The organism is Bacillus sp. CH_48 (assembly GCF_038008465.1).
In the GTDB taxonomy this organism is placed as follows: Bacteria; Bacillota; Bacilli; order Bacillales; family Bacillaceae_G; genus Bacillus_A; species Bacillus_A thuringiensis_S.
In genome coordinates, this window is record NZ_JBBOZF010000001.1 from 2,528,701 (window position 1) to 2,554,673 (window position 25,973).

Here is a 25,973-nt window from a genome sequence, read left to right on the forward strand (position 1 = left end):
TAAGGGAAATCACTCGTTTCTTTTTCTTATTTTTCTTATAGTAAATGTAAGAAGAAAACACATAGGGGGATTAGAAATGAGTGTTCTTGAAGTAAAAGGATTAACGAAGGTGTACCAATCAAAAGGTTCAGTAGCGACGACTGCTTTAAACGATATAAATTTTAAAATAGAAGAAGGCGAATTTGTAGGGATTATGGGTCCTTCGGGAAGCGGGAAAACAACGCTTTTAAATTTATTGGCGACAATTGATAAGCAAACTTCAGGTCATGTGCTTGTAAATGGGGAAGAAATTAATCAAATGCGTGCTGCAAAATTAGCGGAGTTTCGCCGTACACATTTAGGGTTCATCTTCCAAGATTTTAACTTACTTGATACGTTATCTATTAAAGAAAACATTATTTTACCACTTGTAATGGCGAAGAAATCTGTAAATGAAATCAATGCGAAAGTACTGGAAATTGCGAAGTTTTTAAACATCGAAGAAATTTTAAATAAAAAAGTATACGAAGTATCAGGCGGACAACAGCAACGTGCAGCAGCTGCGAGAGCGATTATTCATGAGCCTACGTTAATTTTAGCAGATGAGCCGACTGGAAACTTAGATTCGAAGTCAGCAAAATCATTAATGAGCGCGTTGCAAGACTTACATGAACAAAAGAAAGTGACAATTGCAATGGTAACGCATGATCCAGTAGCAGCGAGTTATTGCGAACGTATTCTATTCATTCGCGACGGAGAAATTTTCTCAGAAATACATAAAGGAAGAACGAAACAAGCCTTTTTCCAAGAAATTCTGGACGTACTTGCGATGCTAGGAGGAGAATATCATGAACTTTCGCCAGCTCGCGCTTAATAACGTAAAAGGGAATTGGCGTAACTATAAAGCGTTTCTTATAAGTAGTTGTTTATCGATTGTCGTATTTTTCATGTATGCTTCTTTTATTTATCATCCAGATGTCGTAAGCGGTAATATTAGTATGAGAAAGATGATTACAAAAGGATTAGAATCGATGAATTATATTGTGGTCATCTTCTCGGCACTCTTTATTTTATATGCAAATTCAACGTTTTTACGAGCAAGAAAAAAAGAGTTTGGTCTACTAACATTAATAGGCGGAACGAAATCGCAGCTCGGCCGAATGATTATATTAGAACAACTGATGTTAGGTGGTATTGCAATTGTAGTTGGTATTGGGGTTGGAATGCTTTGTTCAAAATTATTTTTCCAAGCGTTAAGCGTATTATTGAAAATAGATAAGACACTTCCACTCGTTTGGAATAGTAAAGCAGTTCTTATTACAGCTGGTGTATACTTTATTCTATTTTTAATCCTATCATTATTTAGTGTTTGGACAGTAGGACGCTTGCAAATTATTGATTTATTAAGAGAAGCAAGAAAGCAAAAAGTAGAGCCGTTTGCATTTACATGGTTAAGTGTAGTTGGTATAGGATGTATTATTGCTGCATATGTACTTAGCTTCCAAGTAACGTTTCTGAATTTCATCATCCTCTTTTTACCGGTGGTAGGACTGACAATTGGCGGAACGTATTTACTATTTACACAAGGTAGTACAGTTGTATTAAAAGCATTACAAAAAAGAAAGCAATCTTTCTATACGTATCCAAATATGTTTGTTCTTAGCAACCTTATTTATAAAATGAAAGATAATGCTCGTTTTCTATTTGTAATTTCTATTATTACGGCGATTGTATCCTCGGCAGTTGGCACGCTTTACGTATATTTTGAAAATTTGAGTGCGAAAACGGTAGAACTTACACCACATGCTATCTCATATGAGGAAAAGGGGTTAAATACATATAGCCTTATTAATGAAGAAAAGGTACAGGAGCTTGTGAAGAGACACGGGTTTGAAGATGCGCGAAAAGTAACATACATAAAACTACCAGTAACACAGAAAATAACGTTGTTTAATAGTGAACATGAAGTACCGATGACGATTATTTCAGAAAAAGAATATAATGCGGAAGTGCGTAAACAAAAGAGAGAGCAACCTTCAGAAATTCATAATGCAATGGGTAGTGCAACGATGGTTATGGTTGATATGTCAAATGAACTGATGAAGATAGATCGTACGAAACCGTATGAATTTACAATTAACGGACAAAAGCAGTCTGTTCAATTAAATGCCCCAACGCAGTATTCTGTTTTTAATGATAGTGAATATCTCGTTGTAAATGATCAAGATTTTGAGAAATATGCAAAACTCGTACCAGATGAAGAAAAGAGGAAATATTACGGTTATTATATTGAGGATTGGAAAAGTACAGAAGATCTTGTATTAGATTTGAAAAATGAAATTGCACCAGAAAAGCAAGGAGAATTGAGAAATTCAGTGTTTGCGTATAAGGATATAAGAGAAGGTGGAGCAATTACAATGTTCATCGGTTTCTTCGTAGCAGTACTGTTCTTCTTCTTCGCTTGTAGTATGACATACTTTAAATGGTTTAACGATAAAGAACAAGATCGTATTCAATTTAAATCGTTAAAGAGAATCGGTATGACAGATAAAGAAATTCGCAAAATTGCGATTCGACAAATGGGAGTTATCTTCTTTATCCCAATTTTAATCGGTTCCATTCATAGTGGAGTTGCTCTTCATACGTTAGGGAAAATGCTTTATATTGATTTGTGGAAATCAGGTGCGCTTGTAATTGGAGCATACATTTTAGCTTCTGCCATTTACTTTATGATCGCGCAAAGAGGATATTTAAAACACGTAAAAAGCTAGGGGAATCTCTAGCTTTTTGCCTATGTAGTAAGTTACAGGAGGACGATAGATGAACATTCGGCAACTAGCGCTGCAAAATATAAAAGGAAATTGGCGTAATTATAAAGTGTTTTTCTTAAGTAGTTGTTTTGCAATATTTGCTTCTTACGCATATATGTCTGTCATTGTGCATCCATATATGCAAGAGACGATGTGGTATCAAAACGTACGCTGGGGACTTATCATATGTAATGTTATAATCATTTCTTTTTTCGTCATATTTATTTTGTACTCTACTTCTATTTTCATAGAAGCACGTAAGAAAGAATTAGGGTTATATATGTTAATGGGAGCAACGAAGTCTAACGTAATAGGAGTGATTATGACCGAGCAAATTTTAATTGGGGTCTTCGCGAATATTTTCGGTATTGGGCTTGGTATGATATTTTTAAAACTCTTTTTTATGGTATTTAGTATGTTACTGGGGCTTCCGAAAGAACTGCCTGTCATATTTGACGTAAGGGCGATTGGTGTAACATTTATTACATATATAGTCGTTTTTATTCTATTATCTTTTATAAGTGCTTTACGTATATGGAATATAAAAATCATTCGGTTATTGAAAGAATTTCGAACAGATAAAAAAGAGAAGAAAACATCAAAGTGGCTCTGTTTATTCGGTTTTGCTTGTTTAGTGGGCGGGTATGCGTTGGCGCTACAAGTGACGATGGCTACGATAGCGATATACTTTTTCCCTGTGTCTATACTTGTCTTTTTTGGAACGTACTTTTCTTTCGCGCATGGTGCTACCCAAGTGTTAGAAATGATAAAGCGAAATAAAAAGATTATGTATACATATCCGTATTTATTTATAGTGAATCAATTGTCACATCGAATGAAGGAAAATGGTCGCTTTTTCTTTCTGATGTCTATGGCAACGACGTTTGTAGTTACAGCAACAGGTACGGTGTTCTTATATTTTTCTAGCATGCAAGATATGTGGCGAACTGGAGGGATACACTCGTTTTCGTACATAGAAAAAGGTATTTCTACTCATGAAGTCTTTGAAGAAGGTGCGGTTGAAAAATTACTGCATCAATATGAGTATGATGATTTTCAATATATGAGTTTTATTGGAGTGTATGCATCCTTTCAGTCTAATAAGGGAGAAACAACAATAGCACCGCTTATAAAAGAAAGTGAATATAACCAAGAAGCGAGGAAACAAAAACAGAAAACGTATCGTCCTAAAAAAGGTACAGTGACACTCGTTTATTATAATAAATACAATAATTCGAATGTATATAATCAAAAAGAGATTCAATTGCGAGTAATGAATCAACCATATCAATTCGTATTTAACGGTCAGAAAGAAGGTGTTCAATTTAACCATCATCCCTCGTACATTAATGGTCTGTTCTTCGTTATGAATGATGAAGATTTTGACAGTATAGCAAATCAGGTTCCTGATTCTGAAAAAATGATATATAGAGGCTACACATTACCAAATATCGAAAAGACGAAGAAATTAAATGAAGATTTACGGAAACATATGAAACAAGATAATAATGCATTTCGAAGCAATATGGAGTTATATGTAAATATGAAAGAAGGCGGCGATATTACTCTATTTGTAGGCTCATTTATTAGTATATTATTTTTTCTTACTTCATGTAGTATCGTGTATTTTAAATGGTTCCATAATATTGCATCGGACCGAAAGCAGTATGGTGCACTCTCTAAACTTGGAATGACGAAGGAAGAAGTATGGAAAATTTCTCGTTGGCAATTATGTATGCTATTTTTTGCGCCAATTATAGTAGGGAGTATGCATAGTGCAGTTGCGTTATATACGTTTCATAATACGCTTTTTATGGATGGATCATTAAGAAAAGTAGGTTTGTTCATTCTGTTTTATATCGCAGCATGTATCATTTATTTCTTCTTCGCTCAAAGAGAATATAAGAAACATTTAGACTAGCGAAAGCTAGTCTTTTTTTAATATTCGAAATTTGCATAGAAGAATATAAAAAAGTATGGTATAACAGTAAGAAAACGAAAAAGAGGGGAAAAGACGATGATTCGAGTAGGATATTTAGGACCAGAAGCAACATTTACAAATATGGCGGTGAGTCGTTTTTTTCCGGAAGCAGAGCATGTACCGTATCGAACGATTCCAGATTGTATAGATGCAGCTGCAAATGAAAATGTAGACTTCGCAGTTGTACCGTTAGAAAATGCAATAGAAGGTTCAGTGAATATAACGGTTGATTACCTTGTACATGAGCAGCCGCTTTCCATTGTAGGAGAAATTACAGTACCAATTCAGCAGCATTTACTTGTACATCCGCAGTATGCAGAAGTGTGGGATGAAGTATATGCGGTGCATTCTCATCCGCATGCCATTGCACAGTGCCATAAATTTTTAAATGAAGAATTAAAAGGAGTAACTGTTCGAGATATGACATCCACAAGTGCCGCTGCGCAATATGTGAAAGAACATCCTGAAGAGAAAATTGCCGCTATTGCAAATGAAGCAGCTGCAGAAAAATATGGATTAACAATTGTGAGGCGTAGCATTCATACGCATAAAAATAATCACACACGTTTCCTAGTACTCCATAAGAAAAAGAAAGCAGTACTCCCGAATAACGGAGAGAACCGCGGAGAGAAAACGACGCTTATGATAACGTTACCTGCAGATTATGCAGGTGCCCTATATCAAGTGTTATCAGCTTTCGCATGGAGAAAATTAAACTTATCAAAAATCGAATCGCGTCCGATGAAAACAGGTCTTGGAAATTACTTTTTCTTAATCGATGTCGATAAAGCGTATGATGACGTATTATTGCCAGGCGTAACGATGGAACTTGAAGCACTCGGTTTTTCTGTTACTGTGCTGGGGAGTTATTCTTCTTATTGGTTGTAAAGGGAGCTGTTGTTAAACTTGTTTGAAATGAAAAGTTGTTTATCGGTTTGAGGCAGAGTAAGCTATCGATTCTATTGGAGTAAGTGATGTAATTAAGCTAGCAAAATAAAGAAGCCGTCCTAAAAGATATTTTAGGACGGCTTTCTGTTAGGAATAGGTCACTCTTTTGTCGTGTTTTTAGTACGCATCATTACAACTATTATAATAATAGGATTCATCATTGTTCGAATTACCGCAGCAAATACAATTCGTTTGTTGTATTAATAGATTAAGTGTAGATGGAGCTACAGTATCTGAGAAAGTAATACTCAAAACATCTTCTACTAAAAATGTTTTAATATCTCCTGGTGTTAAGGTAAATGTAAGTGGAGAGCGATGGTTTAATCTTGCAATTGTTAATCTAATCGTTGTTGCAAATGCAGGACTGAAACTAAATTTAATAAGTGTCTTATTATGATTTTTAGTGAAGTTTTCAAATACAGTTCGAGGAATTCCAGTTGTTATATCAAGATCTTGAGGGGTATCTTCCGTACCGAAAATAGTATAGTTCTGTATAAAACAGTTAGTTGAATCTGAATTTGAAGAATTACATGGATGATCATTTTTCTTATAATATTTTTTTCCATTTTTTAAGAAGTAATCTGCCATAACTAATCACTCCCTTCATATATAAGGGTTAAAGGTTGTCCATATATAATATGAAATATATTTTTATATGTTTGGACGTGAAGGAAGAGAAAATAAAAATACTCCCATTAGATAAACAGATTTTTATTTTTTATCTGTCTACCTAATGGGGAGCATATCAGAACTTAATACTGTTTTACCTGGTGGGATTCTTTATTTTAACTTCACAAGACGCTCTTCTAACTGACCACGCCAAATATCAGCTAGTTCTGGAACAGCAAGAATTTTTTCTATGCCATCTTTATCTTTTCTATTATGAAAATAGATTTCGTTAGAGAACAACACAGAAATATTGCTCGGTTGACGTTCTAGTAATGTAATTTTAGAATCTTTACGTACAGTACCTTCTTGAAGAACACGGCATAGGTAGCCAGTAAATCCAGTTGCTACAATGCGCGGCAAAATGCCAGGAATACCGAGGCGTTTTGAAATAGTGCTACAAGGTACTCTTGCTTGTGTCACTTGAATGATTGCTTCACCTAGTTGATATGTATCTCCGATGCAAACATCACGCTCTAACATATTTGTTACGGTAATGTTTTCGCCAAATGTGGAAGCTGGAAGCGTAGTTTGAAATTCCTCTTCCCATAGTGCGTAATGCTCGTGTGGGTATACACAAACAGCTCGATCAGGACCGCCATGATGTTTTAAATCTGCTACGTCATCGCCGAGGAATCCATCTTTTGAGAGGAAAGCTTCTTCTGTAAGTTCCTTACATATACCAGTAATCATTTCTTTATCTTCGCTATATTTCATTTGTTTCGGTTTGCCAATGCTAAAGTGAACGAGTTTAATTCCCATAAGTGATCTCCTTTACGATTGATTACAATATTATAGCATTAAAAAAGCACAGAGAATTATAAAAACTCTGTGCTTTACATTAATAAACGAGAAATCCTGCTTTATCCAGTGCCTTGCAAGCAGCATCTAACTTTTCTTTAGAATCGGCCTCAATTGTATGTAAGTGAATACCATCTGTTAGTTGCGAAAGGTAAGAAGCATTTGTGTTTTCTATTTTTTGTAAATATTGTTCTACATCAAAGCGATTACTTACCATAATAGATGCTGTTAAATCGCCGTATACAGGATGCTCAACTTTTACGTCTTTAATCGTAACACCGTGATCAACAAGCATTGTAAGTTCTTGACGTACTTCTGCTGGTTTGTGCTGGCATACGATTACGCGTTCAAAAGCTTGTTGTTTCTCTTGTGGCTTTAAATATAAATAGCCTTGAGCAGTCGCAATAATTGGTTCGTTTCGTGCTTTAAGTAAGGAAATATCTTGCACGATAACTTGCCTACTTACGTTTGTCTTCTTCGATAGTTCATTTCCAGATAACGGCTCATTTGCAGCGAGAAGCCACTGGAGGATAAGCTGTCGTCTTTCTTCACCTAAAATCTTTTTTTGTTCATTTTGTTTCATTATGATTTAACACCTCTATAAAATTGATTTCCAATTGTGTGTAGTGCATGAATAGTAGTATCAATTTGATCTTTCGTTGTTTGTTGTCCGAAAGAGAAGCGGACATATTGTTTGGCCTCTTCATACGTTTTTCCAATTGCAAGCATGGTTTTCGAAGGTTCTTGTTTACCGACTTGGCAAGCACTTCCGGTGGAAATGGCAATACCATGACGATTACATTCTAGCATAGTATATTGACCTTCTATTCCTTTTATTGTAACCCCAACAATATGTGGTAAACAAGAAGTAGAATGACCTTCTACTTCAATTTCTAGCGGAAGTGTTTGTATTTGCTCTAAAAAGTAGGATCGTAACTCTTTAAAACGTAAACTTTCTTCCCATTGAGTTTTTAATATATTTTCAGCAGCTGTTAAAAAAGATGCGATGCCGGGAACGTTAACTGTACCTGGGCGAAATCCTTTTTCGTGAGAAGTTCCTGGAAATACTTGTTCCCAGCGAGATTGCGGATTTATGTAGCAAGCGCCGACACCTTTTGGTCCGTATATTTTATGTGCTGAAACAGAAAGACTATCAATCCCCATCTCAAAAACATGGATAGGCAGTTTACCAAACGTTTGCACACAATCCGTATGAAATAAAACATTATATTTTTTCAAAATTGCCCCGATTTCTGTAATGTTTTGAACGGTTCCGATTTCAGAGTTTCCATGCTGTATACTTGCTAGCACAGTATCTTCTGTAATAGATGCCTCTAAATCTACTAAACAAATGAGTCCGCTTTTATCAACAGGAATTTCAGTGATCGTATAGCCTTTTGATTTTAGAGATTGAAAATAACTTCGAATGGATGCATGTTCCATAGGTGTCGTAATAATATGCTTCTTATTTCGGGCATTTAGAAGTGATTGGATCGCAAGATAGTTTGATTCTGAGCCACCGCTTGTGAAGAATACTCCTTGTTCTTTTCCACCAATCATTTCCGCGAATGTTTTTCGGCAAACTTGTAATAAAGAAGAAGCCGTTCCTCCAATGTCATGTAAACTTTGTTCATTTCCGAAGTATTGAGAAGCTGCTTTCATATATGTTTGTAACGCTTCCTCGCTCATAGGTGTAGTAGCTGCATAGTCAAGATATATCATCATGTAAGTTCCTCTCTCTAGTAAGAGTTACATTTCTTTTACTTTTTAAATGGTAGTGAAAATAAGAATTATAAAAAAACTCTTGTCATTATTTTAAAACTATGTAAATATAGGTGTCAAGACAGTTGAAAAGTGTAAAGTAGGAGGCAACAATTATGCCAAGTGCAGATGTCTTAATTATTGGAAGTGGCGTTGCGGCACTTCGTGTTGCAAAAGAGATTTGTCACGAAAAGAATGTGATTATTATCACAAAGGAGACGAAACGTAATAATAATACACATTTAGCTCAAGGTGGAATTGCCGCAGCGGTAGCTACATATGACAATCCTAATGATCATTTTGAAGATACGTTAGTAGCAGGGTGTCATTATAATAATGAAGAAGTGGTCCGTTATTTAGTCGAGGAAGGGCCGAAAGAAATTAATAACCTTATTGAAAGAGGAATGAAATTTGATGGAGATGAAACAGGTCCTCATCTTGGAAAAGAAGGAGCGCATCGAAAACGTCGTATTTTACATGCAGGTGGCGATGCAACAGGAAAGAATTTATTAGAGCATCTTATTCAAGAAGTAGCTCCATACGTTACGGTAGTGGAACAGGAAATGGTGCTCGATTTTATTATAGAAAAAGATAAATGTGTTGGGGCTTTAACTCGTAACAATAAAGGAGAACTGAAACGTTACAATGCAGATTATACGGTGTTAGCTTCAGGCGGTATTGGCGGTTTATACGCCTTTACTTCTAATGATGAGACAATTACAGGCGATGGACTTGCAATGGTGTACCGTGCAGGCGGAGAGCTTGTAGATTTAGAGTTTATACAATTTCATCCGACGATGTTATACGCGGGTGGGCGTTGTTCCGGCCTCGTGTCCGAAGCTGTTCGCGGAGAAGGAGCTGTTCTTATAAATGGAAAAGGGCAGCGTTTTATGATGGATATACATTCCGAACAGGATCTAGCGCCTCGTGATGTAGTCGCAAGGGCTATTCATGAACAGCTACTTGCGGGTGAAAAAGTGTACTTAAACATCGAAATGATTCAAAACTTTGAACAACGCTTTCCGACCGTGTCATCGATATGTAAAACAAATGGAGTCGATATAAATAAAAAACTTATTCCAGTCGTGCCCGGTACTCATTTTCACATGGGCGGCGTGAAAACGAACTGTGATGGAGAGACGTCTATTCCGAACCTATACGCAGTCGGTGAAGTAGCTTGTAATGGGGTTCATGGTGCAAATAGATTAGCGAGTAATTCATTATTAGAAGGTCTTGTGTTTGGAAAAAGAATCGGACGACACATTTTATCTAGAGAGACAAAAGAAAAGGTGAGCATGCTAGCCGAAAAGGAAGCGAAGTTTATCGTTCTGAATCATTTACCGACGAAAGAAGAAATACAAAAATGCATGATGAAATATGTTGGGATTGTGCGAACAGAGCAAAGTTTATCTTATGCGAAGAGATGGCTTAGTAAGTACGGTGTTCGAAATATGATATTACAACATGATGTTCTTACGAATGAAGAGATAACACTTATTAATATGTTAACGGTTTGTGAGCTTATAGTTGTGTCAGCTCTGCAAAGAGAAGAAAGTATTGGTGGGCATTACCGGAGTGATTATCCAGATAGAAATGTAGGAAAGAAAGAGATTGTTCGAGTAAAGAGAAAACTACAACTTGTGTGATGAGGGGAAGAGGGGCTTTATGAACACGATAAAAGTGAAAGAAGCATTAAATCGATTTTTTTTAGAAGATATAGGAGAAAGAGATGTAACATCTCAGCTTATTTTTCCAGATAACTTGCTTTCAAAAGGAACGTTTCTTTCGAAGGATACAGGGGTCTTTGCAGGACGTTTAGTAATTGAATCGGGATTTAAATTAATAGATGAGAGAATTGAAGTAGAGCTTCATAAAAAAGATGGGGATCTTGTAGAAAAAGGCGAAATCATTGCAACTGTGCAAGGTCCAATTGCATCGTTATTAACAGCAGAGCGCGTTATATTAAATGTTATCCAGCGTATGAGCGGAATAGCGACGATGACGCGTAAAGCGGTTCTTGCTTTAGATAGCAGCCATACACGTATTTGTGATACGCGAAAAACAATGCCGGGGCTACGTATGTTTGATAAGTATGCAGTCGTGTGCGGAGGAGGATTTAATCACCGTTTCGGTTTATATGATGGTGTCATGATCAAAGACAATCATATTGCCTTTGCGGGTTCTATTACGAAAGCTGTTACATCGCTGAAAGAAAAATTAGGACATATGGTGAAAGTAGAAGTGGAAACAGAAACGGAGGAGCAAGTGAGAGAGGCTGTAGCGGCTGGTGCGGATATTATTATGTTTGATAACCGTACGCCAGATGAGATTAGAGAGTTTTCAAAGATTGTACCAAGTGCCATCGTTACGGAAGCATCAGGAGGCATTACAATTGAAGATTTATCGAAATACGGAAAAACAGGGGTAGATTATATTTCACTTGGAGCGTTAACACATTCAGTGAAAGCACTTGATATTAGTTTCAATATTGAAGGATAAGGAAAGTGGCTTAGAGGGGGGAGAAAGGAATATGAGTATTTTAGAAAAAGTGCAACCAATTGAAACGATGTTACCGGAGCGTTATCACAAGATGTCAAAAGAAGATATGGAAAAGCGTGTTCATGAAATTAAAGAAAAAATGGGAAAAATGTTATTCATTCCAGGACATCATTACCAAAAAGATGAAGTGGTACAATTTTCAGATGCAGCAGGGGATTCACTTCAGCTTGCGCAAGTTGCAGCGAGCAATAAAGACGCAAAGTATATTGTGTTTTGCGGGGTGCACTTTATGGCGGAAACAGCAGATATGTTAACGACAGATGATCAAATCGTTATTTTGCCAGATATGCGTGCAGGATGTTCGATGGCAGATATGGCAGATATTGAACAAACAGAAAGAGCGTGGAAAGAGCTCACGAAATTATTTGGAGATACGATGATTCCGTTAACGTATGTGAACTCTACAGCTGCAATTAAAGCGTTTTGTGGTCGTAACGGAGGAGCAACAGTAACTTCTTCTAATGCAAAGCAAATGGTATCTTGGGCGTTTACTCAAAAAGAACGTCTCGTCTTTTTACCGGATCAACATTTAGGAAGAAATACAGCGTACGACTTAGGTATCCCGTTAGATAAAATGGCAGTATGGGATCCGCATACTGATTCTTTAGAGTACGATGGAGATATAGAAGAAATTCAAGTGATTTTATGGAAAGGTCATTGTTCAGTTCATCAAAACTTTACAGTGAAAAACATAGAGAATGTACGAAAAAATCATCCGGATATGAATATTATTGTACATCCAGAATGTTGCTATGAAGTTGTAGCTGCTTCAGATTATGCAGGGTCAACGAAATATATTATTGATATGATTGAATCAGCGCCATCTGGTAGCAAATGGGCGATTGGTACAGAAATGAATTTAGTGAATCGAATTATTCAGCAACATCCAGATAAAGAAATTGTTTCGCTTAATCCATTTATGTGTCCATGTTTAACGATGAACCGAATTGATCTGCCTCACTTATTATGGGCACTTGAAACGATAGAAAGAGGAGAAGAAATTAATGTTATTAGTGTAGATAAACAAGTAACGGCAGAAGCGGTTCTTGCATTAAATCGTATGTTAGAGCGTGTGTAAAGCAACGGTATTCCCGTTGCTTTTTTTCATGCACATAATCATAACGAGAACGAAATGGGCATACATTGTTGTGAAGAAATCATTGCGATTTTTTTATGCTTATTCCACTTCAAATGATATTGAAAATCGAAGAAGTGATGAAAGTGAAAAGAAGTTAACGTTATTTAGAAAGAGTTACTTCATGAGATTTGTTACTTATAGATAAGTTATACAGGAGGGGGAAAATTTGAAAATTCATATCGTGCAAAAAGGGGATACCCTTTGGAAAATTGCGAAAAAGTACGGAGTGGATTTTGATACGCTGAAACAAACAAATACACAACTTAGTAATCCTGATCTAATCATGCCAGGTATGAAAATTAAAGTGCCATCAAAGAGTGTTCATATGAAACAACAGGCTGGAGCAGGCTCAGCGCCTCCAAAGCAATACGTAAAAGAAGTGCAGCAAAAAGAATTTGCAGCAACACCAACTCCGCTTGGAATAGAAGATGAAGAAGAAGTTACGTATCAATCAGCACCAATTACACAGCAGCCAGCTATGCAACAAACACAAAAAGAAGTGCAAGTAAAACCGCAGAAGGAGATGCAAGTAAAGCCGCAAAAAGAAGTACAGGTGAAACCACAGAAGGAGATGCAGGTAAAGCCGCAAAAAGAGATGCAAAAAGAACAGCCAATTCAAAAAGAAAAACCAGTTGAAAAACCGTCTGTTATTCAAAAACCACCTGTGATAGAAAAACAAAAACCGGCGGAAAAAGAAAACACGAAGTTTTCGGTAAATGTATTACCGCAGCCGCCACAACCACCAATAAAACCAAAAAAGGAATATAAAATTTCAGATGTAATAAAAAAAGGAAGCGAGTTAATTGCTCCTCAAATTAGTAAAATGAAACCTAACAATATCATTTCTCCGCAAACGAAAAAAAACAATATAGTATCGCCGCAAGTGAAGAAAGAGAATGTAGGGAATATAATATCGCCGCAAGTGAAAAAAGAAAATGTAGGGAATATAATATCACCGCAAGTGAAGAAAGAAAATGTAGGGAATATAGTGTCACCGCAAGTGAAAAAAGAAAATGTAGGGAATATAGTGTCACCACAAGTGAAGAAAGAGAATGTAGGGAATATAATATCGCCGCAAGTGAAGAAAGAGAATGTAGGGAATATAGTGTCACCACAAGTGAAGAAAGAAAACGTAGGGAATATAGTATCACCAAATGTATCGAAAGAAAATGTAGTTATTCCACAAGTCATACCGCCAAATATTCAAATGCCAAATATAATGCCAATTATGGATAACAACCAACCACCAAATATGATGCCGATTATGGATAACAACCAACCACCGAATATGATGCCAATTATGGATAATAATCAAATGCCGAATATGATGCCAATTATGGATAATAATCAAATGCCGAATATGATGCCAATTATGGATAATAATCAAATGCCGAATATGATGCCAATTATGGATAATAATCAAATGCCGAATATAATGCCAATTATGGATAACAACCAACCACCGAATATGATGCCAATTATGGATAATAATCAAATGCCGAATATGATGCCAATCATGGATAACAATCAACCACCAAATATGATGCCAATTATGGATAATAATCAAATGCCGAATATGATGCCAATTATGGATAATAATCAAATGCCGAATATGATGCCAATCATGGATAACAATCAAATGCCGAATATGATGCCAATTATGGATAACAATCAACCACCGAATATGATGCCATATCAAATGCCGTATCAACAGCCTATGATGCCGCCGAATCCATATTATCAACAACCAAATCCATATCAAATGCCATATCAGCAAGGGGCGCCGTTTGGACCGCAATATACGTCTATGCCAAACACGAATATGATGCCAATGGATAATAATATGCCGCCGCTTGTGCAGGGTGAGGAAGATTGTGGATGCGGAGGAGAAAGTAGACTATATAGTCCACAACCAGGCGGTCCGCAATATGCGAATCCTTTATATTATCAACCAACTCAATCTGCATATGCACCACAGCCAGGAACGATGTATTATCAACCAGATCCACCAAATGTATTTGGAGAGCCCATTTCAGAAGAAGAGGCCGAAGAAGAAGTTTAAAAAGGCGGGAGTATTTCCGCCTTTTTTGCATGCGTGTTAATTAAGGAAATGAAGGGTTTTTATGAAGTGCTAGAAAATTCCCAGTGAAATATTAACAGTGTAAAAACCCTCTCTGTTACTCATCATAAGAGGGAGCTTTTCAGAAGAGAAGCTCATTCTAACAGAGGGGGTTTTTGTATTGAATACGAAAGTAAAAGTGATTGCTGCTTCTTTGTTAGTTACCAGTGCATTAGCTGCATGTGGTACACCAAAAGATAACAACGCAATGGATGGACGTAACTACAATTACGAGCGTACATCTTATAATGATACACACCAGTATCGTGATAATGTAACGCGTAATGATCGCTATACAGATTATGTAACATATAGAAATGGTCGTAACGATACAGGATATAACAATTATTACCGAGATGTAAATTACAACGGTCAAATTGCTAATCCACATCCAACACGTAATATTACAATGAATAATTCATACATTAACAATGATGGTAAAACAGCAGAAAAAATTACAAATCGTGTGAAACGTATGAATAACGTGGACCGTGTGTCTACAGTTGTATATGGAAACGATGTGGCGATTGCGGTAAAACCGCGTAATACAGTGACAAATGAAACGGCGATGGCGAACGAAATTCGTCAAGCTGTTGTAAATGAAGTTGGAAACAGAAATGTCTATGTTTCTGTAAGAAATGATATGTTTACTCGTGTCGATGCAATGAGCACACGCCTACGTAACGGTACAGTTACAAACGATTTTAATCGTGATATAGGAAATATGTTCCGAGACATTCGTTACGGTTTAACTGGTACTATGCGATAGCAAAACAAAAGAGGAAGGGATAGCCCTTCCTCTTCATTCATCGTTGTCTTGTAAACGACGTTTTTTAATAAAATAACTAACGGAGTAAGAAACTAAAAAGCATATGAGGAAAACACTACCTGTTAGAATAGCTTTAAATAGAGGTCTTTCAGGAATGAAAATGAGATAAATAATAGTAATAATAATTCCAATAAGAAGAGAGCGTAAAACAAGCTTGTAATAAGGGGTTAATTTTATTTCCTTTTCGCCTTCTTCTACATCGATTGAAACACTTAACTGTAAATAAGCAAGTAAAATACTCGTAAGCATAAATAATAGCCATAATGGAGATTTCGTAATTTGATCAATTCCTTCAGTGAATCCGATATAGCCTAAAATCTCAACTACCCCAATGTATTGAAAAAGAAAGGCCATACGTATGTTTTTTAACGTTTGAAGAATGAGACGTTCATCCTTTATTTTTTCACAATATTCATCCCCTACTTATTATGATTTCGCTTTTATATCTATTGTAATATATATTACAATTATCAATTTATAATTTACATAAAATAATTTGGATGAAAGAGGAAATAAGATATTTTTATAAACATGTTGCACTTATACTTTATTAATGTTATATTAACAAAGCGATGAGCTAATTTACGTAAGACGAGAGATATGCTTAAGTGCTAAACACGCGAATGTGGTCGCCTGGTCTCTCGCCGTAAACGCATCAAGACGCCTGCTTTGCAGGCGTCTTTCATTTTATATAAAAGTAAATGATACATGCAGATGAGGTAAATGCCTATCTGCATTTTTTATTTTTTCGAAAGAAATGTAATATGGATAAAACCCCCATTTCCGGAAAAACTACTAATGAAAGTTTGATTTTGCCTAGAAGAGGTGAACGGAAATGAAATGGATACTGATTGCGGTGCAAGCTTTCGTTATGATGTTTTGTTTCGTTTATGAAACGAATGTGAAGGCGGAAGGGCCAGTACCAGAAGTAACGAAAAAAGAACCCGAAGTTACAATTTTATTAGAGCGTATGTATGTTGATGGAGAAGTAAGTGAGGAAATACTTACAGAAAAAGTGGTGGATTTAGAAAAGTTTTTACAGCAGTATAAAGAATGGCAGCTCGTTGATCGTGATGATGTACAAATTGTATTGCAAAAGAAAGTTGATGATATTTCTCCGTTATTAAAAACGAGCGGTTATTTTGGCGTGTCAGAGGAAGGGATATTACAAATTTTCAAAGGTGTACCGAAAAGTGATAATGCGATTCACTCCTTCTTCCAAATTGATATGAAAAAGCTTGAGAGTTATGAGCGTGCGAAATTGAAGCGTGGTATTCGGATTAAATCAAAAGAAGGTTTTGTGAGAACGATTGAAAAAATGAAGCAATACGCAGTGCAAAATAAGAAAAAAAGCAGCTCATGGTGAGCTGCTTTTTCTTACTTATTCTTAGCTAAAATTTCTTTTGCGATTTCATCGATTAGCATATCTTTTCCGATTGGATTGAATGCTTTCGTATTGAAGATTTCGTTTGATACTTCATATACATGATTGTTTTTCACAGCTTTATTGTCTTTCCAAACGGCACTGTTTTTGTAGTCTTCGTAAACTTTATCAGCTTCGCCGCCAAAGTTTACAATAAACATTTGATCAGGTTGGAATGCAACAAGACCTTCTAGCGATACTTGCGCCATTGTTTGTTTTAAATCTGTACCTTTTGTTGCTGGAAGTTTTAAGTCATTAAAGATGATGTCACCGTATCCGAAGCTGCCGTATACGCGGAAGTTTTGTGGTGTAACTGCAACGAACATAAAGTTCTCATCTTTTGTTTTCTCTTTAATTTTTTTAGATAAAGAGTCTGCTTTCTTATCGTAGTCTGCAATCCATTTGTCTGCTTTCTTCTCTTCGCCAAATAGCTTACCTACTTCTTTAAATTTACCACGCCAGTCTTCTAAGTTTGTTTCTAGAACAACTGTAGGTGCAACCTTTTCTAGTTGATCATAAATTTTTAATTGACGGTTGTTTAAAATAATTAAGTCTGGTTTTAAAGCAGTAACAGCTTCTAAATCAACTTTAGGTGCCCAGTACCAACCTACTGCTTTTACTCCATCTAACTTATCTGTTAAGTGATTTTGGATTTTATCTTTATATGTATTTGCTGTACCAACAGGTTTGTGTCCAAGAAGTAATAGTTCTTCTGTTGATCCAGATAAGTCAACAATTCTCTTTGGATTTACTGGAATTGTTGCTTCACCTTTAGCATGTTTTACAACTTTTGTTTTCGGTTGTTCTTTTGCTTTCGATTCTTCTTTTTGAGAAGAGCAGCCAACGATAGAAAGAACAACAAGCATAATAGTAAATAAAATAAATAGCTTACGTTTCATCCTGATGTAACCCCTTTAATTAGTATTGATAATCATTATCGACCTCTGTATATTAAGGTGCTTTAACCTTTCTGTCAATGGAAAATAACAGAAGTTTCAAGTGGAGAACATTTGTTGGGGCAGTCTCGCTTTTCTATCATTAAATATGTTAAAATGGAATACATGATTTAAGAGGGAGAGATCGTATTTTGTTTGAATATGTTACAGGTTACGTGGAGTATGTAGGGCCGGAATATGTCGTAATTGATCATAATGGAATTGGTTATCAAATTTTCACACCGAATCCGTATGTATTTCAAAGAAGTAAGCAAGAAATCCGTGTCTATACATATCATTATGTGAGAGAAGATATTATGGCACTTTACGGGTTTAAAACACGTGAAGAGCGTTTATTATTTACAAAGTTGTTAGGCGTGTCTGGCATTGGGCCAAAAGGCGCTCTTGCAATTTTAGCTTCTGGTCAAACAGGACAGGTCGTTCAAGCGATTGAGCATGAAGATGAGAAGTTTTTAGTGAAATTCCCAGGCGTCGGAAAGAAAACAGCACGCCAAATGATTTTAGATTTAAAAGGAAAACTAGCAGATGTCGTACCAGATGCATTTGTTGATTTATTCTCAGACACAGAACGTTTTGATGAGAAGAAAGGTACATCAGCTGAGCTTGATGAGGCACTGGAAGCTCTGCGCGCACTTGGATACGCAGAACGCGAAGTTTCTCGCGTTGTACCAGAGTTATTAAAAGAATCATTAACGACGGATCAGTATATTAAAAAGGCACTTAGTCTTTTACTAAATGGTAAGAGGTGAGTATAATGGACGAACGTCTCCTTTCAGGGGAATCTGCATATGAAGATTCGGATTTAGAATATTCATTACGGCCACAGACGCTCCGTCAGTATATTGGCCAAGATAAAGCGAAACATAATTTAGAAGTATTTATTGAAGCGGCGAAAATGCGTGAAGAAACGTTAGATCATGTGCTTTTATATGGACCACCAGGTCTTGGTAAAACGACGCTTGCGAATATTATTGCTAATGAAATGGGCGTTAATGTTAGAACAACTTCAGGTCCGGCAATTGAAAGACCAGGAGATTTAGCTGCTGTATTAACAGCGCTTCAGCCAGGAGATGTATTATTTATTGATGAAATTCATCGTTTGCATAGATCAATTGAAGAAGTATTGTATCCTGCAATGGAAGACTTTTGCCTTGATATCGTAATTGGAAAAGGGCCTTCAGCACGTTCTGTACGCCTAGATTTACCGCCATTTACATTAGTTGGAGCAACGACACGCGCCGGAGCATTATCAGCGCCGCTTCGTGACCGATTCGGTGTACTTTCAAGGTTAGAGTATTACACAGTAGATCAGCTTTCTGCGATTGTTGAACGTACAGCAGAAGTATTCGAAGTTGAAATTGATTCGTTAGCTGCACTAGAAATTGCAAGGCGTGCTCGTGGTACACCTCGTATTGCAAATCGTCTTTTAAGACGTGTACGTGATTTCGCGCAAGTTCGTGGTAACGGAACGGTTACGATGGAAATTACACAAATGGCATTAGAGCTACTGCAAGTAGATAAATTAGGTTTAGATCATATTGATCATAAATTACTGCTTGGTATTATTGAGAAATTCCGTGGTGGTCCAGTTGGATTAGAAACGGTTTCAGCAACAATTGGAGAAGAATCTCATACGATTGAAGATGTGTATGAGCCGTATTTATTACAAATTGGCTTTTTACAACGAACGCCAAGGGGCCGAATTGTAACGCCGCTTGCGTATGAACATTTCGGAATGGAGATACCAAAAGTATGACGGAGATGCCAAAGCTGCTTATTACAGCGGGGATCTTACTCATTGTTGTTGGATTAGCTTGGAAGTTCATTGGAAGGCTTCCAGGCGATATTTTTGTTAAAAAAGGAAACGTTACCTTTTATTTTCCTATCATTACATGTATTGTGTTAAGTATTGTATTATCTTTTATTATGTATATAATAAATCGATTCAAATAAGAAATAGGTGGATATAGCTATGGATATAAATCTGTTTGATTTTCATTTACCAGAAGAACTTATTGCACAAGTCCCGTTAGAAGATCGTGAAACATCAAGATTAATGGTGTTAGACCGTGAAACAGGTGATATTGAGCATAAACATTTTACGGACATTCTTTCCTACTTACATGAGGGGGATTGTTTAGTTTTAAATGAAACGAAAGTTATGCCTGCTCGTTTGCATGGTGTGAAAGAAGATACAGGCGCACACATTGAAGTACTTCTTTTAAAACAAGAAGAGGGCGATAAGTGGGAAACGCTTGTAAAGCCAGCGAAACGTGTAAAAGAAGGAACTGTTATCTCTTTTGGCGAAGGAAAATTAAAAGCAACTTGCACAGGAACTGCAGATCAAGGTGGACGTCAGCTTGAATTTTCATATGACGGCATCTTCTATGAAATTTTAGATGAACTTGGGGAAATGCCACTTCCTCCATATATTAAAGAGACGCTAGAAGATCGCGATCGCTATCAAACAGTATATGCGAAAGAAATTGGTTCAGCAGCAGCGCCGACTGCGGGACTTCACTTTACAGAAGAGTTACTTGAGAAGTTAAAGCAAAAAGGCGTTCAGTTAGCATTCATTACACTTCACGTAGGACTTGGAACATTTAGACCAGTTTCTGCAGATACGATTGAAGAACACCATATGCACGCAGAATATTACCATATGTCTGAAGAGACAGCGGCATTATTAAATCGTGTAAAAGAGAATGGTGGACGTATTATTACTGTAGGTACGACATCAACTCGTACGTTAGAAACAATTGCAACAGATCATAACGGTAAGCTTTGCGCCGCTTCTGGATGGACAGATATTTTCATGTATCCGGGATATGAATTTAAAGCAATTGATGGTTTAATTACAAACTTCCACTTGCCGAAATCAACATTAATCATGCTTGTAAGTGCATTTGCAAATAGAGATAATGTACTTCATGCTTACAATGAAGCAGTAAAAGAAAAATATCGTTTCTTTAGCTTCGGTGATGCAATGTTCGTTGCATCTCACGCTAAAATGAGAAACAAATAAAAGGAGTAAGTTATGACAGCAATTCGTTATGAATTTATTAAGACATGTAAACAAACGGGTGCCCGTTTAGGTCGTGTGCATACACCGCACGGTTCATTTGATACACCAACATTTATGCCAGTTGGTACACTTGCGACAGTTAAGACAATGTCACCAGAAGAATTAAAAGCAATGGATTCTGGCATTATTTTAAGTAATACGTATCATTTATGGCTACGTCCAGGTCATGAAATTATTCGTGAAGCAGGCGGCTTGCATAAATTTATGAACTGGGATCGTGCAATCTTAACAGACTCTGGTGGTTTCCAAGTATTCAGTTTAAGTGACTTCCGTCGTATTGAAGAGGAAGGCGTTCACTTCCGTAACCACTTAAATGGAGATAAATTATTCTTATCACCAGAAAAAGCGATGGAAATTCAAAATGCATTAGGTTCAGATATTATGATGGCATTTGATGAGTGTCCACCATTCCCAGCTACTTTTGAATATATGAAGAAGTCTGTAGAACGTACAAGCCGTTGGGCAGAACGTTGCTTAAAAGCGCATGAACGTCCACAAGATCAAGGTTTATTCGGTATTGTACAGGGCGGGGAGTACGAAGAGCTTCGTCGTCAAAGTGCAAAAGACCTTGTTTCAATGGACTTCCCTGGTTACGCTGTAGGTGGTTTATCTGTAGGTGAGCCGAAAGATATTATGAACCGTGTACTTGAGTTTACAACACCACTTCTTCCAGATAATAAGCCACGTTACTTAATGGGAGTAGGTTCTCCTGACTCATTAATCGATGGTGCAATTCGTGGTATTGATATGTTTGACTGCGTACTTCCAACTCGTATCGCTCGAAATGGTACATGTATGACAAGTGAAGGTCGTCTAGTTGTAAAAAATGCGAAATTTGCAAGAGACTTCGGTCCGCTTGATCCAAATTGTGATTGCTATACATGTAAAAATTACTCTCGTGCGTACATTCGTCACTTAATGAAATGTGATGAAACGTTCGGAATTCGTTTAACGTCTTATCACAACCTTCATTTTCTGTTAAACTTAATGGAGCAGGTGAGACAAGCTATTCGTGAAGACCGTCTTGGCGATTTCCGCGAAGAATTCTTTGAACAGTATGGCTTTAATAAACCGAATGCTAAAAACTTCTAATACATAATTTAAAAGGAGGAACAAAAGATGAATGCAGGTATGATGAATATCGTTATGATTGTTGCGATGTTTGCGATTTTCTATTTCTTATTAATTCGCCCGCAACAAAAGCGTCAAAAAGCAGTTGCTCAAATGCAAAACGAATTAGCAAAAGGTGATGCTATCATAACAATTGGTGGCTTACACGGTACAATCGAATCAGTAGATGACACGAAAATTGTTATTAAATCTGGTGGTTCACACTTAACTTTCGATCGCAATGCGATTCGTGAAGTTGTGAAAAACTAATGTGGAAGGCCCTGCATGAAATGTGCAGGGCCTTTTTTAGTTACTTTGCTTTGACATATTTACACCGAAAATACCACCGAGTGTACTCGCCCCCATTAATGCTAATTGATAAAGTAATTGTGAGTTCGATAAAGTTTGAGAAAAGCCTAAATAGTTAACTAGAAAAACGAGTATAGTGAACGTGAGACCTGTTGTGAGACCTACTAGCCACCCTTTCCCCTGTGCTTTGTTGCCAGCAATAAAACCAGACATAAGCATAGATAAAAGAGCGAGTATAAAAATAGTAACGGCTAATGTCCCTTCGTTTATATTCGTAAACTTTAATAAAAGAGCCATAATCATGCTAGTAAGAGATGCGAGAATTAATAGTGTAGTAATACCGAATCCGATTGCAGTGGATAATTTTTTCGTTCCATCCATTTATACATTCCCCCTTTTTAATACAAGCATATTTTCCTTTTGTCTAAGTTAGACTAGTTTCTTTTTTATAGGGGAGTCTATACGTAAAAAAGGAGATGTAGAAATGGAATGGATATCAATAATTGGACGGACAATGCTTTTGTATACCATCATCTTAATTATTTTTCGTCTTATGGGTAAACGTGAGATAGGAGAGCTAAGTGTATTAGATTTAGTCGTATTTATTATGCTTGGAGAAATGGCTGTAGTAGCAATTGAAAATACCGATAAATCACTTTGGCATCAATTAATTCCGATGACTTTTCTTATGTGCATCCAAATTATTTTGTCAGTCATTTCCCTAAAGTATCAACGCTTTCGGCATTTAATAGAAGGTGAGCCGGCTATTCTTGTAAACGCGGGGAAGATTGATGAAAAGAAGATGAGAAAGCAACGTTATAATATAGATGATTTAATGATGCAATTAAGGGAGCAAGGAGTTGGAGATATTCGGGATGTAGAATATGCTATTTTGGAACCGTCTGGGAAGTTATCTGTCTTTCAAAAACAAAAAAATAAACAGGATGTATTGCAGTTTACTCTTCCTCTTATTATTGATGGAGAAATTCAATCTAGTCATTTACAAATGATTGAACATACAGATGAATGGCTTATTGAGAAATTAAAAAACTTAGGTTATAACGATGTGACACAAATTTTATACTGTAGTTTTCAAAACGGAAAATTTTTTGTTGATGTAAAAGAAAATTAGAGATTTATTCTTTGAAAGAGTAAGAATGATTAGTTTAACTAATAATCAGTGGAGATTACCCCACTGATTAAAGTTTCAACTTATTTCAAAAATGAAAGTTTACGAATGATAGGGAGACGACTTAACTCTTCTTTTCGAATGAGTTTGAAGGTGAAGAGAAGTACGATATAAACAATTGTTGTTAAAGTGATTTCCCATAATGTTTGTATGCCGAGGGAATGAGAGAAAATAATATATTTATGAATATAAAAACCGAAGGCGCCTGCGATACCGATGGCAAGTCCGCCGAAAATATAGTCTTTTGCGTAAATGGTAAATGTAATCTTTTTTAAAACAGTAGCGTAGTGAAGAAATGTTACTGTTACAATATTTGCAGCGATAGCGAGAGCAACTCCCATCATTTGAAATTCTGGCCTTGAGGCTAGTACAAAAATAACAATTAATTTCACGGTGGCGCCAATAAATGTATTCATCATTGCAGCTCTTGCTAAGTTTAAAGCTTGCAAAACAGAGGTCAGTGGACTTTGGAAATAATGAAATAAAAAGCAAGGTGCAAGAAGTTGAATGAATGCTGTTGCGCTGTCTGATCCGTACATAAGAGTTAAAACAGGAGAAGCGAATACATATAATATAACGACAGACCATCCCCCGGTAATTAATGAAATTCGAAGTGCTTGTTGTAAGCGGTGCTCCACTAATTTATGTTGTCTTTTTGCCATCGCTTCACTAATAGAAGGGACGAGCGCTGTAGAAAGAGCGTATGTAATAAAGGCGGGTAGTGATAGGAGCGGGAATGCATAACCGTTTAACATGCCGTATTGCTGGGTTGCAACAGAAGCAGCGACACCAGCGATTGCTAAGCTTTGCATAACGACAATAGGTTCAAAAAAATATGAAACGGAGCCGATTAAACGACTTCCTGTAGTGGGAAGAGCTATATCCATAAGGGAATAAAATGTTCCTTTGCTCTCCTTTACAGTAGTGAAAAATCCAGAGCGTATTGATAAATGTTTTTCGCGCTGAAATAACGTGAGTAAAAATAATAAGGATGCAACTTCACCGAGAACAGCTGATAACATAGCACCGGCTGCAGCATATTCTACGCCGTAAGGTAAAAATAATTGAATGCATATAGCGATGATGGTAATGCGGACAACTTGTTCTAGAACTTGTGCATAAGCGCTAGGTTTCATATTTTGTTTCCCTTGAAAGTAACCGCGCAAAACAGAAGAAATGGCAATAACAGGAACGACGGGCAAAATGGCTATTAATGGATAGTACGTTCTTTCGTCGGTTAATAATGTTTTTGCTAAAATAGGTGTGAGGAACATAATTCCGATTGTTAATATGATACTAATAACGGATGTAACAGCTAGTGATACAGTTAATATTTTTTTAACTCTTTGTTTATCGTTCACAGCTTCCGCTTCTGCTACAAATTTTGCGATTGCGACAGGAAGACCGATTTGTGTTAATGTAATTGCTAAAATGAATGTAGGAACGGCCATCATATAAAGACCAACGCCTTCTTCACCTAAAATACGTGCCATTACTATACGATTGATGAAACCGAGTATTTTTGTAATAAATCCGGCTATCATTAAAATAAATGCGCCTTTTAAAAAGCTTTGTCTCGTCATGTTCTTCTCCTACCTTCTCAAAATCAATGGAATGATTTACAATAATTTATATGCACGTACGAGACAAGAATGACAAGCATTTAAGAGAGTGAACTATGATAGCGCTCTTGAAAGTAGTTATTGCTGTCCATTAGAGCGGGATTAAAGCGACTTTTTCGTGCTGAAATAAGAAGGAGATGTTATAGATGTTAGATAAAGAGGCTTTGGTAGAATCATACCGCGGACAGTTACAAGTCGTTTTAGAAAGTAAAGTAGAAGAGTTTCACATGTTCGGTTACGACCGAGTGACAGATGATGATATTTGGAAGTTTCTCAAAGTGAAAAAGTGGAAAAAGATAGACAGTGATGTTAGATTATATGAATTGGTAAATGATGTATTAAGAGTAAGTGCTAATGAGTATATGACATATTTAACTGTTGAAGCGTACCAAGCGCCACTTTGGTCATTTGATGAGTACGAAAATAAATAACCGACTGCAATTGGTTTGTTCTTCCTTTTGCAGTATAATGATATGTATTGATAAAGAGGAAATAATTATGTCTAAGATTATATATAAAGGAGGTAGTGAAGAGGAAAATAAATGATGAAAGTCTAGGTAGTGTAAAAGCTTACCTATACAGCTAGTGATGAACTAGCAAAAATTATAGAAAGGAAGTCTACTAACTAGGCGTATGCACACGTATAAAAGTGAATCGTAAGAGATTTATTTAAAGTGTTAGTAGCAGA

The 25,973-nt window shown here is 36.5% G+C and carries 25 protein-coding genes and 1 pseudogene; 18 read left to right on the top strand and 8 right to left on the bottom strand.

Annotation, left to right across the window (positions count from 1 at the left end; translation table 11 throughout):
- The first annotated feature begins 76 nt into the window (after nucleotides 1-76).
- The 4 genes from N2V92_RS12695 to pheA all read left to right on the top strand — a co-directional run bounded on the left by N2V92_RS12695 (nucleotide 77) and on the right by pheA (nucleotide 5,658).
- Entirely contained in the window at nucleotides 77-853 is a 777-nt protein-coding gene (locus tag N2V92_RS12695; protein WP_016077240.1) for an ABC transporter ATP-binding protein, read from the top strand.
- Nucleotides 828-2,750 carry an ABC transporter permease gene (locus N2V92_RS12700; RefSeq protein WP_016077241.1) on the top strand — a complete coding sequence of 641 codons (1,923 nt, stop codon included), beginning with the start codon at nucleotides 828-830 and terminating at the stop codon, nucleotides 2,748-2,750. Before N2V92_RS12695 ends, N2V92_RS12700 begins: the two co-directional genes overlap by 26 nt.
- A 49-nt stretch (nucleotides 2,751-2,799) precedes the next feature.
- Nucleotides 2,800-4,710, top strand: a complete 1,911-nt coding sequence (locus N2V92_RS12705) for an ABC transporter permease (RefSeq protein ID WP_001026364.1) — start codon at nucleotides 2,800-2,802, stop codon at nucleotides 4,708-4,710.
- A gap of 96 nt (nucleotides 4,711-4,806) precedes the next feature.
- On the top strand, nucleotides 4,807-5,658 hold the full coding sequence (pheA, locus tag N2V92_RS12710) for a prephenate dehydratase (protein ID WP_000621701.1): 852 nt from the start codon (nucleotides 4,807-4,809) through the stop codon (nucleotides 5,656-5,658).
- A 177-nt stretch (nucleotides 5,659-5,835) separates the two neighbouring features.
- Here the strand turns inward: pheA and N2V92_RS12715 are convergent, their stop codons facing one another.
- The 4 genes from N2V92_RS12715 to N2V92_RS12730 form a co-directional block, all read right to left on the bottom strand.
- On the bottom strand, nucleotides 5,836-6,306 hold the full coding sequence (locus N2V92_RS12715; RefSeq protein ID WP_000796366.1) for a hypothetical protein: 471 nt from the start codon (nucleotides 6,304-6,306) through the stop codon (nucleotides 5,836-5,838).
- Nucleotides 6,307-6,498: 192 nt separating this feature from the next.
- On the bottom strand, nucleotides 6,499-7,146 hold the full coding sequence (locus tag N2V92_RS12720) for an MOSC domain-containing protein (RefSeq protein WP_000511662.1): 648 nt from the start codon (nucleotides 7,144-7,146) through the stop codon (nucleotides 6,499-6,501).
- Nucleotides 7,147-7,225: 79 nt separating this feature from the next.
- On the bottom strand, nucleotides 7,226-7,768 hold the full coding sequence (locus tag N2V92_RS12725) for a transcription repressor NadR (protein WP_000812273.1): 543 nt from the start codon (nucleotides 7,766-7,768) through the stop codon (nucleotides 7,226-7,228).
- Entirely contained in the window at nucleotides 7,768-8,910 is a 1,143-nt protein-coding gene (locus N2V92_RS12730; RefSeq protein ID WP_000973781.1) for an IscS subfamily cysteine desulfurase, read from the bottom strand. The genes N2V92_RS12725 and N2V92_RS12730 overlap by 1 nt, the downstream gene beginning before the upstream one ends.
- A gap of 152 nt (nucleotides 8,911-9,062) precedes the next feature.
- Between N2V92_RS12730 and nadB the strand changes: the two genes are divergently transcribed.
- The 5 genes and pseudogenes from nadB (at nucleotide 9,063) to N2V92_RS12755 (ending at nucleotide 15,531) form a co-directional block, all read left to right on the top strand.
- A complete protein-coding gene (nadB, locus tag N2V92_RS12735; protein ID WP_001138541.1) occupies nucleotides 9,063-10,592 on the top strand; it encodes an L-aspartate oxidase in 1,530 nt (509 codons plus the stop codon).
- Nucleotides 10,593-10,611: 19 nt separating this feature from the next.
- Nucleotides 10,612-11,445, top strand: a complete 834-nt coding sequence (gene nadC, locus N2V92_RS12740) for a carboxylating nicotinate-nucleotide diphosphorylase (RefSeq protein WP_001092241.1) — start codon at nucleotides 10,612-10,614, stop codon at nucleotides 11,443-11,445.
- Nucleotides 11,446-11,476: 31 nt separating this feature from the next.
- Nucleotides 11,477-12,583, top strand: a complete 1,107-nt coding sequence (gene nadA, locus N2V92_RS12745; protein WP_000025283.1) for a quinolinate synthase NadA — start codon at nucleotides 11,477-11,479, stop codon at nucleotides 12,581-12,583.
- Between the two features lie 226 nt (nucleotides 12,584-12,809).
- Nucleotides 12,810-12,966: pseudogene (safA, locus tag N2V92_RS30030) on the top strand (SafA/ExsA family spore coat assembly protein); the annotation flags it as partial.
- Between the two features lie 1,917 nt (nucleotides 12,967-14,883).
- Nucleotides 14,884-15,531, top strand: coding sequence for a YhcN/YlaJ family sporulation lipoprotein (locus N2V92_RS12755; RefSeq protein WP_001093530.1), 648 nt, complete (start codon nucleotides 14,884-14,886; stop codon nucleotides 15,529-15,531).
- Between the two features lie 33 nt (nucleotides 15,532-15,564).
- Here N2V92_RS12755 and N2V92_RS12760 read toward each other — a convergent pair whose 3' ends face one another.
- Nucleotides 15,565-15,945: a hypothetical protein gene (locus N2V92_RS12760; RefSeq protein ID WP_000874881.1), complete on the bottom strand. Its 381-nt coding sequence runs from the start codon at nucleotides 15,943-15,945 to the stop codon at nucleotides 15,565-15,567.
- 481 nt (nucleotides 15,946-16,426) lie between these two features.
- On the opposite strand from N2V92_RS12760, the gene N2V92_RS12765 reads away from it, so the two are divergent.
- Entirely contained in the window at nucleotides 16,427-16,957 is a 531-nt protein-coding gene (locus tag N2V92_RS12765) for a BofC C-terminal domain-containing protein (protein ID WP_000871202.1), read from the top strand.
- An 11-nt stretch (nucleotides 16,958-16,968) separates the two neighbouring features.
- Here the strand turns inward: N2V92_RS12765 and N2V92_RS12770 are convergent, their stop codons facing one another.
- On the bottom strand, nucleotides 16,969-17,913 hold the full coding sequence (locus N2V92_RS12770) for an iron-hydroxamate ABC transporter substrate-binding protein (RefSeq protein ID WP_000823610.1): 945 nt from the start codon (nucleotides 17,911-17,913) through the stop codon (nucleotides 16,969-16,971).
- A 188-nt stretch (nucleotides 17,914-18,101) separates the two neighbouring features.
- On the opposite strand from N2V92_RS12770, the gene ruvA reads away from it, so the two are divergent.
- Genes ruvA through yajC form a run of 6 tightly spaced genes read left to right on the top strand, consistent with a single transcriptional unit; the run spans nucleotide 18,102 to nucleotide 22,435 of the window.
- Nucleotides 18,102-18,719 (top strand): Holliday junction DNA helicase RuvA, encoded by a 618-nt coding sequence (gene ruvA / locus N2V92_RS12775; protein WP_000464512.1) that lies wholly within the window; start codon nucleotides 18,102-18,104, stop codon nucleotides 18,717-18,719.
- Between the two features lie 5 nt (nucleotides 18,720-18,724).
- The gene (gene ruvB, locus N2V92_RS12780; protein ID WP_000344464.1) at nucleotides 18,725-19,726 is read left to right on the top strand and encodes a Holliday junction branch migration DNA helicase RuvB; all 1,002 of its coding nucleotides are present in this window, start codon (nucleotides 18,725-18,727) and stop codon (nucleotides 19,724-19,726) included.
- On the top strand, nucleotides 19,723-19,923 hold the full coding sequence (locus tag N2V92_RS12785; RefSeq protein ID WP_000138162.1) for a DUF2905 domain-containing protein: 201 nt from the start codon (nucleotides 19,723-19,725) through the stop codon (nucleotides 19,921-19,923). The genes ruvB and N2V92_RS12785 overlap by 4 nt, the downstream gene beginning before the upstream one ends.
- 19 nt (nucleotides 19,924-19,942) lie before the next feature.
- The gene (queA, locus tag N2V92_RS12790) at nucleotides 19,943-20,995 is read left to right on the top strand and encodes a tRNA preQ1(34) S-adenosylmethionine ribosyltransferase-isomerase QueA (RefSeq protein WP_000354016.1); all 1,053 of its coding nucleotides are present in this window, start codon (nucleotides 19,943-19,945) and stop codon (nucleotides 20,993-20,995) included.
- 12 nt (nucleotides 20,996-21,007) lie between these two features.
- Nucleotides 21,008-22,147, top strand: a complete 1,140-nt coding sequence (gene tgt / locus N2V92_RS12795; RefSeq protein ID WP_000125365.1) for a tRNA guanosine(34) transglycosylase Tgt — start codon at nucleotides 21,008-21,010, stop codon at nucleotides 22,145-22,147.
- A 27-nt stretch (nucleotides 22,148-22,174) separates the two neighbouring features.
- Nucleotides 22,175-22,435, top strand: a complete 261-nt coding sequence (yajC, locus tag N2V92_RS12800) for a preprotein translocase subunit YajC (protein ID WP_000991113.1) — start codon at nucleotides 22,175-22,177, stop codon at nucleotides 22,433-22,435.
- 36 nt (nucleotides 22,436-22,471) lie between these two features.
- On the opposite strand, the gene N2V92_RS12805 is transcribed toward yajC, so the two are convergent.
- Nucleotides 22,472-22,855 (bottom strand): TIGR04086 family membrane protein, encoded by a 384-nt coding sequence (locus N2V92_RS12805; RefSeq protein WP_000349145.1) that lies wholly within the window; start codon nucleotides 22,853-22,855, stop codon nucleotides 22,472-22,474.
- 103 nt (nucleotides 22,856-22,958) lie between these two features.
- Here N2V92_RS12805 and N2V92_RS12810 point away from each other — a divergent pair, with 103 nt between their 5' ends.
- A complete protein-coding gene (locus N2V92_RS12810; RefSeq protein ID WP_000454822.1) occupies nucleotides 22,959-23,606 on the top strand; it encodes a DUF421 domain-containing protein in 648 nt (215 codons plus the stop codon).
- A gap of 80 nt (nucleotides 23,607-23,686) precedes the next feature.
- Here the strand turns inward: N2V92_RS12810 and spoVB are convergent, their stop codons facing one another.
- Nucleotides 23,687-25,246, bottom strand: a complete 1,560-nt coding sequence (gene spoVB, locus N2V92_RS12815; RefSeq protein ID WP_000198293.1) for a stage V sporulation protein B — start codon at nucleotides 25,244-25,246, stop codon at nucleotides 23,687-23,689.
- Nucleotides 25,247-25,431: 185 nt separating this feature from the next.
- Here spoVB and N2V92_RS12820 point away from each other — a divergent pair, with 185 nt between their 5' ends.
- Complete coding sequence (locus N2V92_RS12820) at nucleotides 25,432-25,716, top strand: post-transcriptional regulator (protein ID WP_000884549.1); 285 nt, start codon at nucleotides 25,432-25,434, stop codon at nucleotides 25,714-25,716.
- The last annotated feature ends 257 nt before the right edge of the window (nucleotides 25,717-25,973 follow it).